Genomic DNA, 13,720 nt, shown 5'->3' with positions numbered 1-13,720 from the left:
ACCACGGCAGTGAGCACACGCGAGGCCCAAATGCCTGCGCCAGCGCAAGCGAAGCCCGTTCCGGAGGGTGCGGGTGGGCTGTGCCTGGTGTTCGGCGCCAGCGGCTACATCGGCGGCCATTTGGTGCCGCGCCTGCTCGCCGAAGGGCGACGGGTGCGGGCGAGCTCACGCAGCCGAGAGACGCTCGAAGCGCGCGGCTGGCCCGGCGTGGAGATCGTGCCGGCGGACGCACTTGCGCCCGAGACGCTGCCCGCGGCGCTGCAGGACGTCGATGTCGCCTATTACCTGGTGCACTCCATGGCGGCGGGGCGCGATTTCGGGCGTCTCGACCTGGAAGCGGCCGGCAACTTTGCCGATGCCGCTGCACAGGCCGGTGTGCGGCGAATCGTCTATCTCGGCGGACTGGTCCCGGACGATGCGGTGAGCGAGCACATCCTCTCGCGACGCGACACGGGCGAGGTGCTGCGCCGCGGATCGGTCCCCGTGACCGAGATCCGCGCCGGGATCATTGTGGGCCCGGGCTCGGCGGCGTTCGAGGTGATGCGCGACCTGGTTTATCATCTCCCGGTCATGGTCACGCCGCGCTGGGTGCGCGCCAAATCGCCGCCTATCGCGCTGGAGAATCTGCTGGTCTATCTTGTCCGGCTGCCCTGGGTTGAGGAGGCTGCGTCGCTGAGCCTCGATACCGCCGGCCCCGAGACCCTGACCTACACACAGATGATGTACATCCTGGCCGACGCGGCGGGCAAACGCCGCCCCTGGATCATCCCGGTCCCCGTGCTGACACCGGGGCTCTCGGCGCACTGGCTGCGCTTCATTACATCGGTGCCGACGAACGTGGCGCGTGCCCTGATCGAGGGTTTGCGCCATGACTTCGACGCCGACGATGCCGAGGCACGTCGGCTGGCTCCTCAACGCCTCCTGGGGTTTCGGGAGGCTGTCGATGCCGCGTTCGCGCTCGAGCGCAGCGGCGAGCCCATCACACGCTGGACCGAGGGTGCCTTCGCCGTGCGCAATCAACGTATCGATTACGCCTATTATGCCAAGCGCGCCTCGGGCACGTCCGAGACCCGCGCGGATCCGGCCGCAGTCTGGCGACTGGTGTCGGCGATCGGCGGAGACAACCGTTATTACTATCTGGATACGCTCTGGTCCATCCGCGAGTGGATGGACTGGGCCATCGGCGGCCCCGGTCGCATGCGCGGCCGACGCCATCCGCGGAACGTACGCACGGGCGACCGCATCGATCACTGGAAGGTGCTCGGCGCCGAGCCCGAGAAACGCCTCAGCCTGGCCTTCGGCATGCGCGCCCCCGGGGCCGGCGTGATGGAATTCGACCTCACCCCGCTGCCCGACGGAGGCACACGCCTCACGGCGACGGCCTACTGGCACCCGGCCGGGGTTTGGGGACTGCTGTACTGGTATTCACTGGAACCCATTCACCGCTTCGTCTTCAAAGGACTCACGCGTGAGATCTGTCGCCGCGCCGAGCGGGATCAAGGCAGACCACACCCGATCGAAAGCAGTACATAACGAGGTTTTATCGACATGAATACAGGTAAGGATTCGGCACTTCCGCAACCGCACGGCGCGGCCAAGACCGCCAAGGTCGCGCTTCCGGCCGCGCTCGATGCCCCGCGGCACGATCTCGCCACCGAGCACGGCGGACGCATTCATTACTACGCGGACACCTCGACCACCGGCCGTCCGCTGGTCTTGGTGCACAGCATCAATGCCGCACCCAGCGCCTTCGAGATGAAGCCGCTGTTCCAGCAGTATCGCTCGCAGCGGCCCGTCTATGCGCTCGACCTGCCGGGTTTCGGCCACTCCGATCGCAGCAACCGGCGTTACTCGCCGAGCCTCTTCGCCAACGCCATCGTCGACTTTCTGGAGAAGGTGGTCGGCAAGCCCTGCGACCTGGTCGCCTTCTCGCTCGGCTGCGAGTTCGCCGCGCAGGCGGCGCTGATCAAGCCGGAGCTGGTCGAGTCCTTGGTGCTGATCTCCCCGACCGGATTCAGCGCGCGCCGACTGCCGACCGGCCAGGCCGCCGAACGCGCCTATAAGGTCCTGAGCGTGCCGGTCATGAACGACGGGGTCTTTGCCCTGCTGACCTCGCGGCCGAGCATTCGGTTTTTCTACAATCAGGCGTTCCACGGCACCATCCCGCCCGAGATGATCGATTACGCCTACGCGACATCGCATCAGCCGGGCGCCAAGTACGCACCGCTGTACTTCCTGTCCGGTCAGTTGTTTACCCCGAACGCACGCGAAAGCGTCTACGCAAACGTGGCGCAACCCGTGCTTGTGCTCTACGATCGCGATCCGAACATCGACTTTCACGAGCTTCCGGACTTCCTGAGCCACCATTCGAACTGGCGGGCCGAGCGCATCGCACCGACACGCGGACTGCTCCAGTGGGAGCAGCCGGCGCAAACCGCGGCTGCGATCGATCGCTTCTGGTCGATCCCTCAGGCCGCCTGAGCTTTTCGAGGATGCCTGGTCCCGATGCGGCGTGTGTCGCCGCACCCGGGACCGAGACACCAGACCGCCGGCGCTTCAGACTTACCCATGCTTGCACCGCTCAAGACCCTCGAGCAGATCCTCGCGCGCCTCGCCGAGACGATCGACAGCCTGCCGCTCACGCGCTCGGAGGGATTCGTCTCTCTCGTCCTGGAGCTGCCTCAAGCGCTGGCGATCGCTCCCGAGATCCCGGGCCCGCAGTTTCAGTTCGCGCACAATCATCGCGGCGAGGTGCGCGCCGGCTACGGCATCGCGGGCGAATGGACCGCGCAGGGCGAGGCACGTCTTCAGACCTTGCGCACGCACGCCAAACGGATGTCGGCGCACTGGGATCATCTCGACCCGGACGAGACCGGCTACGCGGGGTTCGCGATGCTCGGCTTTGCCTCCTCGCCCGTGCCCGACGCACCGGCCGAGCCCGACACCTTGCCCAACGCGCTGCTCTGGCTTCCGGAGCTTGCGCTCTCCTCGCGCGCCGGTCAGGCGGCTGTCATCCTCTCGACCGCACTGCCGGTCGCACGCGATGAGGTCTTTGCGCGCTGGAAGGCGCGCCTGGAGCAGGTCATCCCGCGGCTGAATCAGCCGGCGCTCGATCCGCTCACACCGGCACGCCTCGATCAGGGGCCGACCGAGCCGGATGCGGCGCGTTGGCAGGACTTGGTCTTGTCCGCCCTCGAGCAGATCGAGCAGGCGCATCTGGAGAAGGTCGTCGTCTGTCGGCGACTCAGGCTCGAGGGTCATCGACGCTTCGATCTGACCCGGTTGAACGCCGCCCTGGCCTATCTCTTTCCCTCTTGTCAGGTGGTGACGATCCGCCGCCACGCGACCAGCTTCGTCGCGGCGACGCCCGAGCGCCTCTTCACCCAACAGCGCGACCGCATCGAGGTGGACGCGATCGCCGGGACGGTGTGCCGCGCGGCGAGTGCCGATCGCGATGCCGAGCTCACGAGTGCCCTGCAGACCTCGCGCAAGAACCTGCACGAACACATGGTCGTGGTCGATGCCGTGACCGATGCGCTCGGCCATTGCAGCCGTCACGTCGAGCCGCCGGACGGACCTCGGGTGATGCAGCTCAACAACGCGCAACATCTCTGGAGTCTGGTGCGCGCCGAGCTCGACCCCGGTATGGACGTCTTCCAGCTCGCCGAGCTGCTGCATCCCACACCGGCCACCAACGGTCATCCCTGCGAGCTGGCACGCGCCTGGCTGCGACGCTCCGAGCCGATCCAACGGGGTTGGTATACCGGTGCGGCCGGGATCATCGCGCCGGATCTCACCGGCGAGCTCTGGGTCCTGCTGCGCTGCGCCGAAATCCATGGCAGCACGGCGGACCTCTACGCCGGGGCGGGGATCGTCGCGGGCTCGGATGCGGATTCCGAGTGGCAGGAGACCGAGCACAAGCTCGCGGCCATGTCGACGGCACTCCAGTTCGCATGAGCCACACCGAGACGCCCGATCAGGGTTGTCGAAATCTACGCTGGGCGCTGGCGCTCTTCGATGGCCTGGTGCGCGGCGGTGTGCGTCGGGTCGTGCTCTCGCCCGGCTCGCGCTCGACGCCGCTGGTGATGGCGGCCCAACGACAGCCCCTCGTCGAGCTCACCCCCGTCCTCGACGAGCGCAGCGCCGCCTTCTTCGCATTGGGACTGGCGCAGACGTCGGCGCGGCCGGTTGCGCTCCTGTGCACCTCGGGCAGCGCCCTTGCCCATTGGTTTCCTGCCGTCATCGAGGCATCCGAGTCCGGTGTTCCGCTGATCCTGCTCTCGGCGGATCGCCCACCCGAGCTGCGCGGCTGGGGTGCGAACCAGACGATCGATCAGACGCGTCTCTTCGGCGGCTTCACGCGCGAGTATCATGATCCCGGGCCGGCCGAAGAGGGTCCGGCCGCGCTCAAGGCGATACGGGCACTCGGCCTTCGTGCCGCGCTCGTGAGCCGGGGTCCGCGGCCCGGTCCGGTGCATCTGAATCTCCCGTTTCGCGAGCCGCTCGTGCCGGGACCGTCCTGCACGGCCGAGCCACTCGGACCCTTAGGAGGGCCCGAGAGCGGCCCGCATGATGAACCCGAGGCTGTTGCGTCGGCGATGGATCAGGTCCATTCCTTCGACACACCGCACTGGCCGCGAGAGCTCACCAAACTCCTCGGCGGGCGCGGGGTCATCTGCTGCGGTCCGATGAGGCCATCCGACGCATCGGCCGAGGCCATCTTCGCCTGTGCCGAGCGGCTCGACGCCCCGGTCTTGGCCGACCCGCTGTCCGGCCTTCGCTTTCGAACGGCGCCGGCCGCGCGGATCACACGGTACGACAGCCTCCTGCGCAACCCCGCGGCTGCAGCGACGCTGAGACCGGACTGGGTCATCCGGTTCGGCGGGACACCCGTCTCCAAGATGCTGTCCGGCTGGCTCGCGGGCGTCCCGGCGATCTTGGTCGAGCCGGCCGAGCGCTGGACGGATCCGACCCATGACGTCGTTGCCCGGATCACCGCCGGTCCGATCGCGCTTCACAAGTTGTTGACGACACGTATCGACCGCAACGCGCACGGGCTCTGGATCGAGCGCTGGGCCACCGCGGAGCAGACGCTCGACCGGCTCGCCCGCGCCTTCCTGGAGCAGTCGCCTTGGTGCGAGGGCCATCTCATCGCCCATCTGCTGGAATGCCTCCCCGCCGGGGACGGTCTCTTCTGCGCCAACTCGCTGCCGATCCGTCAGCTCGACACCTGGTCGGGGCAGTCGGAAAAGTCGCTGCGGGTCTTCGGCCATCGCGGTGCGAGCGGGATCGACGGACAGAGCTCGACACTGGCCGGGCTGAACGCAGGCCGGGCGGAGCCGACACAAGGCGTCACCGGACTCTTGGGCGATCTGTCCTTCATCCACGACCTCAGCGGCCTATTGCTGATGGAGAGACTCGACCGCCCGTGCATTGTCTTGAATAATGGCGGCGGCCGTATCTTCGACGCTCTGCCGCAGTGCGGACTGGCGGGGTTCGAGCCGCTTTGGCGAACGCCGCAGCGCGTGCTTCCGGATGCCCTCGCGCGGGCCTTCGGGCTCGCGCATCGGTCGGTCGACGACGCCTCGGGCTTCGCGCAAGCCCGGGCCGAGGCGATCGACGCCGGCATGCGCGGAGAGCCGGCCGGACTCATCGAGGTCCGTCTGGATGCGGAGCTGAGCCTGCGCGCGCACCGCGCGTTCTGGAACGGCGTTCGCGAGCAATCCATCATCGAGAGTGAATGAGGTTCCAAGGTGTCGTCAGCGTTCAGTCAGCAGGCCGGTCAAACCGAAATCGAGGGACCGAGCCCCGTCGTGTGGGAGGCGCCCCCCGGCGACCTCTATCAAGACATCCTCTACCAACGGGCGGAGCAGATCGCCAAGATCACCATCAATCGGCCCGAGGTGCGCAACGCCTTTCGGCCGCAGACGGTGCGCGAGCTGATCGACGCCTTCCGTCGCGCACATCTCGACCCGCGTGTCGGCGTCATCATCCTCACCGGCGCGGGCGACTTGGCCTTCTGCTCGGGCGGCGATCAACGCATCCGGGGCGACGAGGGGTACCGCGACGAGGCCGGGATCGAGCACCTGAACGTGCTCGAGCTGCAGCGTCAGATCCGCACCCTCCCGAAGCCGGTCGTGGCCATGGTCGCGGGCTACGCGATCGGCGGCGGGCATGTGCTGCACCTGATCTGCGACCTGACGATTGCCGCGGACAATGCCCGCTTCGGCCAGACCGGACCGCGGGTCGGCAGCTTCGACGGCGGTTTCGGGGCCGGACTCATGGCCCGCACCGTCGGACTGAAGAAGGCCAAGGAGATCTGGTTCCTGTGCCGTCAATACGATGCGCAGGAGGCGCTCGCGATGGGGCTCGTCAACACCGTGGTCCCGCTGCGCGAGCTCGAGTCCGTCACGCTCGATTGGTGCCGGCAGATGAACCGGCTGTCGCCGACCGCGCTGCGTGTGCTCAAGGCATCCTTCAACGCCGAGACGGACGGACTCGCCGGTATCCAGGAGCTGGCGGGGAATGCCACCGCGCTCTTCTACACGACCGCGGAGGGACAAGAAGGACGCGATGCCTTCCTCGAAAAACGCGAGCCCGATTTCGGCAAGTTCCCGCGGCGTCCTTGACGTGTCGGGCTCCGGATCGAATCTCGCGCTCTGGATCGCGGCGGCGCGCCCCAAGACATTGGTCCTGGCCGTGGCCCCGGTCGCGGCCGGGATCGGGCTGGCCGTCTTTCAGACCGGAGAGCTTGCCGCCGTCACGGCCCTGCTCACCCTGATCGCGGCGGTGTCGATCCAGATCGGTACCAATCTGCACAACGATGCCTCGGATTTCGAGCGAGGCACGGACACGGCCGATCGTCTGGGCCCGCCACGCGCGACGGCCCAGGGCTGGTTCAGCGTCGAGCAGGTCAAGCGGGCTGCACACCTGGCGTTCGGACTCGCCTTCGTCATCGGGCTGGCCTTGGTGGTGCGCGGCGGGTGGCCGATCCTCGCGATCGGGATCGCCTCCCTGGTCGCGGGCTACGCCTACACCGGCGGCCCGCGTCCGATCGCCTACGGCCCGTTCGGCGAGCTCTATGTGCTGCTGTTCTTCGGGCTCGCCGCCGTGGGCGGGACCTATTACCTCCAAACCTTGACCTTCGACTGGCCGGTATTCGCGGTCGGCATTGGCCTGGGTCTGCCGGCCGCCGCTGTTTTGCTGCTGAACAACTACCGGGATCTGGAGACCGATCGCATCGCAGGACGGCGTACCCTGTGCCACCATCTGGGCCGACCGAAGGCGCGTGTTTTATATGGCCTGCTGCTGCTGGCATCGATTGCGATCCTGTTCTTCAGCTTCGGCCCGACCATCGCATGGCCGCTACTGGTCGCCGTCCCGCTCGGCGGTCTTCTGACCCTCAAGCTCGTTCGCGGCGCCACCGGCAAGCAGATCAATCCACTTCTGGGACAAACGGGGCTCTTCCAGGCGGCCGTGACGGTGCTGCTGCTCCTCGGATTCGGTCTGAGCCGGATCTAAACCGCGTCCTGAGCGACATGCGTCATTTTCATTTTGCGTTTAGCTTCGGAGATGTCCTCGGTCTCGGTGAGACGCGGTTTAAAATTTAATGTTTTTTAATACTTTAAACCGCGCCGACTCCAGCGTTCGTCAAAACCGCCGGGGCCGACCCCATCCAAAAACATCGCATACCGCACAGGGCGCGGTTTAGGATGATGGATCAACTCCGGATCGATCGACTCCGGATCCGTCCGTATGACTTGCCGCTGCGTCGCGACTGGCACAGTGCGCGGGGTAGATTTCAACGACGACGCGGCTGGCTGGTGTGTGCCGAGACGAATGGGGCGGTCGGTTTCGGAGATTGTGCGCCGATACCTGTGGCGGGAACCGAGGATCACGGGGCGGCCGAGTCCGCGTTGTTGAATGCTTGTGCCTGCGCGCCAGGCAGATCGGTGGGCGAGCTCCTGCAGATGCTGGACGATGGATTCGCCGCGACGCCGGCCGCGCGCTGCGCGCTCGAGTGCGCCCTGCTCGACCTCCTGAGCCAAGCGGAAGGCGTTCCCTTGCGAAGGCTGTTGGCCAGCGATGCATCGGATGCTGTTCCGGTCAACGGGATCCTCGGGACACTCGCGACCCTGACGGCGGCTGATCTTCAACCGGCCGTCGAGGCGGGTTTCAGTGTGGTGAAGATCAAGGTGGGTGTCGACAAGCCGGCTTCGGAGATTGCCCGCCTGAGGTCGCTCGCGCAGCTCCTGCCGAGCGACATGCGCCTTCGGCTCGATGCCAACGGGGCTTGGGGCTATGACCTGGCTTGCCGCATACTCGATCAGCTCTCGGAGCTACCGATCGAATCTCTGGAAGAGCCGCTGAGCATCCCTGACCCGAGCCGGCTGCGTGCGCTTCAGGAACGAGCGCTCTTTCCGCTCGCGCTCGACGAGAGCCTGGCCGCTTTGCCCGCAGATATGGACATCGGAGAACTAGGCGTGAGGCGCATCGTCATCAAGCCGGCTGTCGTGGGCGGGCTGCGATCCGCACTCGACCTATCCCGACGTGCCGCTACGGCCGGCATCGATGTGGTGGTCACCGGTGTCGTCGAGAGCGCCGCCGGACTCTGGCCGACCGCTCAGCTGGCCGCAGCCACCGGCAGCAAGCTCCCGCACGGACTCGCCACCGCGGAGTGGCTGGCCGAGGACCTCGGGGTCCCGCCCCGCTTGCACGGCGGGAGCCTGTCGCTCTGCGAACGACCGGGCTCGGGATTCAGACCGCATCCCGAGTGGAACACGAGCCCGGAGTAAGACCGAGGTGGCGGAGGTTTCGATCGACGTGCCCGCATGACGACACACCTGGATCCGGAGCTCTGGTCGCTGATTCGCGTGGCGCTGCATGTCGGCTTCTTTTTTGCTGCCGCCTATCTGCTCCGGTCGATGTTCGACGCCCGCTGGGGCACCGAGCTACGACATCTGCCGCGCGCCAAATGGTCCGCGCGGGTTCCGATCGTTCTCTTGATCCTCCTGTTCACCGGGATCCTGGTCTATCAAGCGACATGGCAGTTGATCGGCGCCTCTCGCCCGCATTTCATCGCCTTTATGCAGCTGCACGACAGGCGCGAGCTGAACCCGGCACATCGGATCCAGCGCGGGCGGATCCTGGATCATCGCGGCGAGGTGCTCGCCTACAGCGAGGAGATCCTCGGGCAGGTCTATCGCCGCTATCCCGACGGACCTGCCTTCGCGCATGTGGTGGGCTATAGCGACCCCTGGTTCGGGGCTTCAGGGATGGAGTCGGTGGCGAACGTGCGACTCAACGGCGGTGCACCGGACGGGCTCGGCGATTGGGGGAAGCTCGGTCGCCAGCTCGTGACGCAGGACAAGCGCCCCCGCGGCCAAGACCTGACACTCACGCTCGATGCCGAGCTCCAGCGGATGGCCTTCGGTCTCCTCGAGGGAAAGCAGGGGGCGATCGTGCTGTTGCGACCCGACGACGGGGCAATCCGCACGCTCGTGAGCGCCCCCTCCTACGATCCGAACCGGATCACGCCGGCGCTCTTCCAGGATTCGGGTCCGGGCGCGGCCTTGTTGAACCGCGCCACTCAGGGTCTCTATCCACCGGGGTCGAGCTTCAAGATCCTGCTTGCCGCCTTAGCCTTGGAGAAGGGTTTTTCCGGGACGCTCGAGTGTCCTGCGGACGGCTTCACGACCTCACCGCGCTATCGAAAGATCCGAGACCATGAATACTATACGGCCAGGAATAGCGGTTCGGCTTGGGCGGGATACGGACGCCTCGATCTGGGCACGGCGTTCGCCCGATCCTCGAACGTCTTTTTCGCTCAGCTCGGCGTGCGCTACGGGCACGACGCCTTTTTCGCCATGACCGAGCGGATGCAGCTCAATCGCCGGATTGTCCTGCACGAGACGCCCTACGGAGCCTGGTCGATGCGCACGGGCGAGATCCGGCGACTCGATCCCTCGGACCAGTATGGACTCGCCCAGATGTCGATCGGTCAGGGAGCCGCTCTTGTGACACCGGCACACATGGCGCTCATTGCGTCCGCCGTCGGCAACCGGGGCCTCGCCGTCAGACCGCGATTGATCGAGACGGACGCACCCGCACCCTTGGCCTATTTCATGAGCACATCGGTCGCCGAACGCCTATCGGCCATGCTTCGGCAGGTCGTGATCAGCGGGACCGGCCGCGGGATCGACACCCCTCGACTCGCGATCGCGGGAAAAACCGGAACCGCCGAGAACCCGCACGGCGCGTCGCATAGCTGGTTTGTCGGCTTTGCACCCGCCGATCGGCCTCAGCTTGCGGTGGCGGTGTTGGTCGAGCATGGCGGCTACGGGTCCGCAACCGCTGCGCCGATCGCGCGGGATCTTCTGTTGCGGGCGGTCGATCTGGGGTTGATCGAATGAGTCGGGCAAACGGACCCATCGACATCGCGGACACCTGGGATCTACGCGCGCCCGAGCGCGCGCTCCTGGCCTGGTGCGTCGTCTGTATCGCGCTTGGATTCGTGATGCTCTGGGGCTCGACGCACGTCGGCGGCGGGGTGATCGACAGACTCGACCTCCTGCCGCTCGGGCTCTATGCCCTTTCGCTGCTGACGCTGCATCTCATGCTGGTGACGGCACGATTCAGGGGCGATCAACTCATCCTCGTCGCCGTTGCCTTTCTGTCCGGATTCGGGATGCTTGCCCAGTATCGGATGGGATCCTTCGACACCGAGGGAACGATCTCGCTCAATCTGCTCCTCTTTCCGATCGGGCTGGTCCTGATGGGAGCAACCGCCATCATCCTCATGCGCGGACGTTATCAAGCGCTCGCGCAGGGGCATTGGATTTGGGTCTGGGCCGCGCTCTCGCTCGGGCTCTTGGCGGTCTTGTTGATGTTTGGCCAACGCTTTCGTGGCGGCGTCTATGCAGCCGGCCTAATCACGCCGAGCGAGATCTTGAAGGTGACCATCGTGCTGTTCGTGGCGGGCTTTGTCGCGCGCAACGCAAGATCCCTCGGCGCTTGGGGAAAGGGTTTGCCGCTGCCGCCGTGGCGGGCCTTGCTGCCGCTCGCCGGTTTCTGGCTGGTACTCGCGGGCCTCTTGGTCGTCCAACGCGACCTCGGACTCTTCATCATTCTGAGCATCGCCATGCTGACGATGCTCTTCGTCGGGACGGGGCGTTTGGGCTATCTGCTCTTCGGCGGGATCGGCGCGGTCGCAGTAGCCGGGGTCGTCTTGAAGGTTCTGCCCCACGGAGAGCGGCGATTGACGGCTTGGCTGGAGCCTTTCCGCGATCCCACGGGAGGGAGCTGGCAGATCCTGCAAGGATTGTCCGGAATGTACTCAGGGGGACTCTGGGGAGAAGGATTCGGCCGCGGAAGCCCGCAATACACCCCGATCGCCCAATCGGATTTCATCTATTCGGTGATTGGCGAGGAATTGGGGTTCGCGGGATGCGCGATCCTAATTGTCTTTTTCCTGATCCTGTTCGGCCGGGGCCTCCTGGTCGCATCCCGAGCACGCGACAACGATGGCCGGTTGGTCGGTCTCGGACTCATGACCGTCCTCGCAACCCAGACCTTCCTCAATATCGGCGGGGTCACCAAGTTCATCCCTCTCACCGGCCTACCCTTGCCCTTCATCAGTCACGGCGGAAGTAGCCTGATCACTGGATTCATCGGTTTAGGCATCCTCCTCGCCATCTCCGACGGTCAACCGGCAGCGCCGCCGAAGAATCGGATTGCGAAGCAGGCGAAGGGGGTTCCGAAGCATGAGGTTCGGAGCGCGCGTCGGAGTCCGGGGAACTAAACCGCGTCCAGAGCGAGATGCTCACTTTCGAGTGAGGTCGACGTTTGGTGCATCCACGGCCCTTAGCGGGGACGCGGTTTAGGGTAAAGGATCTACCGGTTTCTGAAATCTCTCACGGAGCGCACGCAGTGCCTCGCTTTTCCGCGGGCATAAAAAAACCCCCGTTTTGAGGCGGGGGTTTTGGGTATAAGGCCCTGGCGGTGACCTACGTTCGCATGGGGAGGCCCCACACTATCATCGGCGAGACACCGTTTCACGTCTGAGTTCGGAATGGGATCAGGTGGTTCCAGTGTTCTATGGCCGCCAGGAAAACGGGCGGTCGCGCCCCGCTCGGGGACGCGTCCTGTTCGGTGAGATCGTTGCTGTGCGAGGTGTCGGCACCCGGCGCAACGCGCTTGGGTGTTATATGGTCAAGCCACACGGTCAATTAGTACAGGTTAGCTTCACCCATTACTGGACGTCCACATCCTGCCTATCAACGTCGTCGTCTTCAACGGACCTTCAGAGGCATCGAGTGCCTAGGGAGACCTCATCTCGGGAGGGGCTTCCCGCTTAGATGCTTTCAGCGGTTATCCCGTCCGAACATAGCTACCCGGCAGTGCCACTGGCGTGACAACCGGAACACCAGGGGTTCGTCCACTCCGGTCCTCTCGTACTAGGAGCAGCTTCCCTCAAGTCTCCAACGCCCACGGCAGATAGGGACCGAACTGTCTCACGACGTTCTAAACCCAGCTCGCGTACCACTTTAAATGGCGAACAGCCATACCCTTGGGACCGACTTCAGCCCCAGGATGTGATGAGCCGACATCGAGGTGCCAAACACCGCCGTCGATATGAACTCTTGGGCGGTATCAGCCTGTTATCCCCGGAGTACCTTTTATCCGTTGAGCGATGGCCCTTCCATACAGAACCACCGGATCACTAAGACCTACTTTCGTACCTGCTCGACTTGTCCGTCTCGCAGTCAAGCACCCTTATGCCTTTGCACTAAACTCCCGATTTCCGACCGGGATTAGGGTACCTTCGTGCTCCTCCGTTACGCTTTGGGAGGAGACCGCCCCAGTCAAACTACCCACCATGCACTGTCCCTGACCCGGATGACGGGTCGAGGTTAGAACGTCAAACAGACCAGGGTGGTATTTCAAGGTCGGCTCCACGGCAACTGGCGTCACCGCTTCGCAGCCTCCCACCTATCCTACACAAGTCGGTTCAACGTCCAGTGCAAAGCTGTAGTAAAGGTTCACGGGGTCTTTCCGTCTAGCCGCGGGTACTCGGCATCTTAACCGAGATTTCAATTTCACTGAGTCTCTGGTGGAGACAGCGCCGCCATCGTTACGCCATTCGTGCAGGTCGGAACTTACCCGACAAGGAATTTCGCTACCTTAGGACCGTTATAGTTACGGCCGCCGTTTACCGGGGCTTCGATCAAGAGCTTCTCCGAAGATGACCCCATCACTTAACCTTCCGGCACCGGGCAGGCGTCACACCCTATACGTCCGCTTACGCGTTTGCAGAGTGCTGTGTTTTTAATAAACAGTCGCAGCGGCCTGGTCACTGCAACCCCTCTCGGCTCGGCCCGCTAGTGGCTCCACCTGACAGGGGCGTACCTTCTCCCGAAGTTACGGTACTATTTTGCCTAGTTCCTTCACCAGAGTTCTCTCAAGCACCTTGGGATTCTCACCCTGCCCACCTGTGTCGGTTTGGGGTACGGTCACACCGAACCTGAAGCTTAGAGGCTTTTCCTGGAAGCATGGCATCAACCACTTCGTTCCCGTAAGAACTCGTCGTCACGTCTCGACATTGAACCCCCGGATTTGCCTAAGGGTCCTGCCTACTCGCTTAAACCGGACACCAACTGCCGGCTGGCCTAGCCTTCTCCGTCCCCCCATCGCAGTTCGGTCTGGTGCAGGAATATTAACC

Annotated in this window: 9 protein-coding genes and 2 rRNA genes (1 of these 11 cut by a window edge); 9 read left to right on the top strand and 2 right to left on the bottom strand. The window is 64.9% G+C overall.

The window, feature by feature from the left end; translation table 11 throughout:
* Nucleotides 1-30 precede the first annotated feature (30 nt).
* From KFB96_RS20115 to KFB96_RS20075, 9 genes are all read left to right on the top strand, one after another.
* Complete coding sequence (locus tag KFB96_RS20115; protein ID WP_213461249.1) at nt 31-1,533, top strand: DUF2867 domain-containing protein; 1,503 nt, start codon at nt 31-33, stop codon at nt 1,531-1,533.
* A gap of 15 nt (nt 1,534-1,548) precedes the next feature.
* The gene (locus KFB96_RS20110; protein WP_213460798.1) at nt 1,549-2,481 is read left to right on the top strand and encodes an alpha/beta hydrolase; all 933 of its coding nucleotides are present in this window, start codon (nt 1,549-1,551) and stop codon (nt 2,479-2,481) included.
* Between the two features lie 87 nt (nt 2,482-2,568).
* Entirely contained in the window at nt 2,569-3,957 is a 1,389-nt protein-coding gene (locus tag KFB96_RS20105; RefSeq protein ID WP_213460797.1) for an isochorismate synthase MenF, read from the top strand.
* Nucleotides 3,954-5,744, top strand: coding sequence for a 2-succinyl-5-enolpyruvyl-6-hydroxy-3-cyclohexene-1-carboxylic-acid synthase (menD, locus tag KFB96_RS20100; protein ID WP_213460796.1), 1,791 nt, complete (start codon nt 3,954-3,956; stop codon nt 5,742-5,744). The genes KFB96_RS20105 and menD overlap by 4 nt, the downstream gene beginning before the upstream one ends.
* Nucleotides 5,745-5,813: 69 nt before the next feature.
* Nucleotides 5,814-6,629 carry a 1,4-dihydroxy-2-naphthoyl-CoA synthase gene (gene menB, locus KFB96_RS20095; protein ID WP_366931559.1) on the top strand — a complete coding sequence of 272 codons (816 nt, stop codon included), beginning with the start codon at nt 5,814-5,816 and terminating at the stop codon, nt 6,627-6,629.
* A gap of 1 nt (nt 6,630) precedes the next feature.
* Entirely contained in the window at nt 6,631-7,521 is an 891-nt protein-coding gene (locus KFB96_RS20090) for a 1,4-dihydroxy-2-naphthoate polyprenyltransferase (protein WP_300970584.1), read from the top strand.
* 191 nt (nt 7,522-7,712) lie between these two features.
* The gene (gene menC, locus KFB96_RS20085; protein WP_366931558.1) at nt 7,713-8,795 is read left to right on the top strand and encodes an o-succinylbenzoate synthase; all 1,083 of its coding nucleotides are present in this window, start codon (nt 7,713-7,715) and stop codon (nt 8,793-8,795) included.
* Between the two features lie 36 nt (nt 8,796-8,831).
* The gene (locus KFB96_RS20080; protein ID WP_213460792.1) at nt 8,832-10,412 is read left to right on the top strand and encodes a penicillin-binding protein 2; all 1,581 of its coding nucleotides are present in this window, start codon (nt 8,832-8,834) and stop codon (nt 10,410-10,412) included.
* The gene (locus tag KFB96_RS20075; protein WP_213460790.1) at nt 10,409-11,800 is read left to right on the top strand and encodes an FtsW/RodA/SpoVE family cell cycle protein; all 1,392 of its coding nucleotides are present in this window, start codon (nt 10,409-10,411) and stop codon (nt 11,798-11,800) included. Before KFB96_RS20080 ends, KFB96_RS20075 begins: the two co-directional genes overlap by 4 nt.
* A gap of 192 nt (nt 11,801-11,992) precedes the next feature.
* Here KFB96_RS20075 and rrf read toward each other — a convergent pair.
* Together rrf and KFB96_RS20065 are read right to left on the bottom strand one after the other, a co-directional pair.
* Nucleotides 11,993-12,108 (bottom strand): 5S ribosomal RNA (rrf, locus tag KFB96_RS20070).
* 98 nt (nt 12,109-12,206) lie between these two features.
* Nucleotides 12,207-13,720 (bottom strand): 23S ribosomal RNA (locus tag KFB96_RS20065) (it continues 1,373 nt past the right edge of the window).

Source organism: Thiocapsa sp., from assembly GCF_018399035.1.
Lineage (GTDB): Bacteria > Pseudomonadota > Gammaproteobacteria > Chromatiales > Chromatiaceae > Thiocapsa.
The sequence above is the reverse complement of the archived record's forward strand: the minus strand, read 5'-3'. Positions and strand labels throughout refer to the sequence as shown.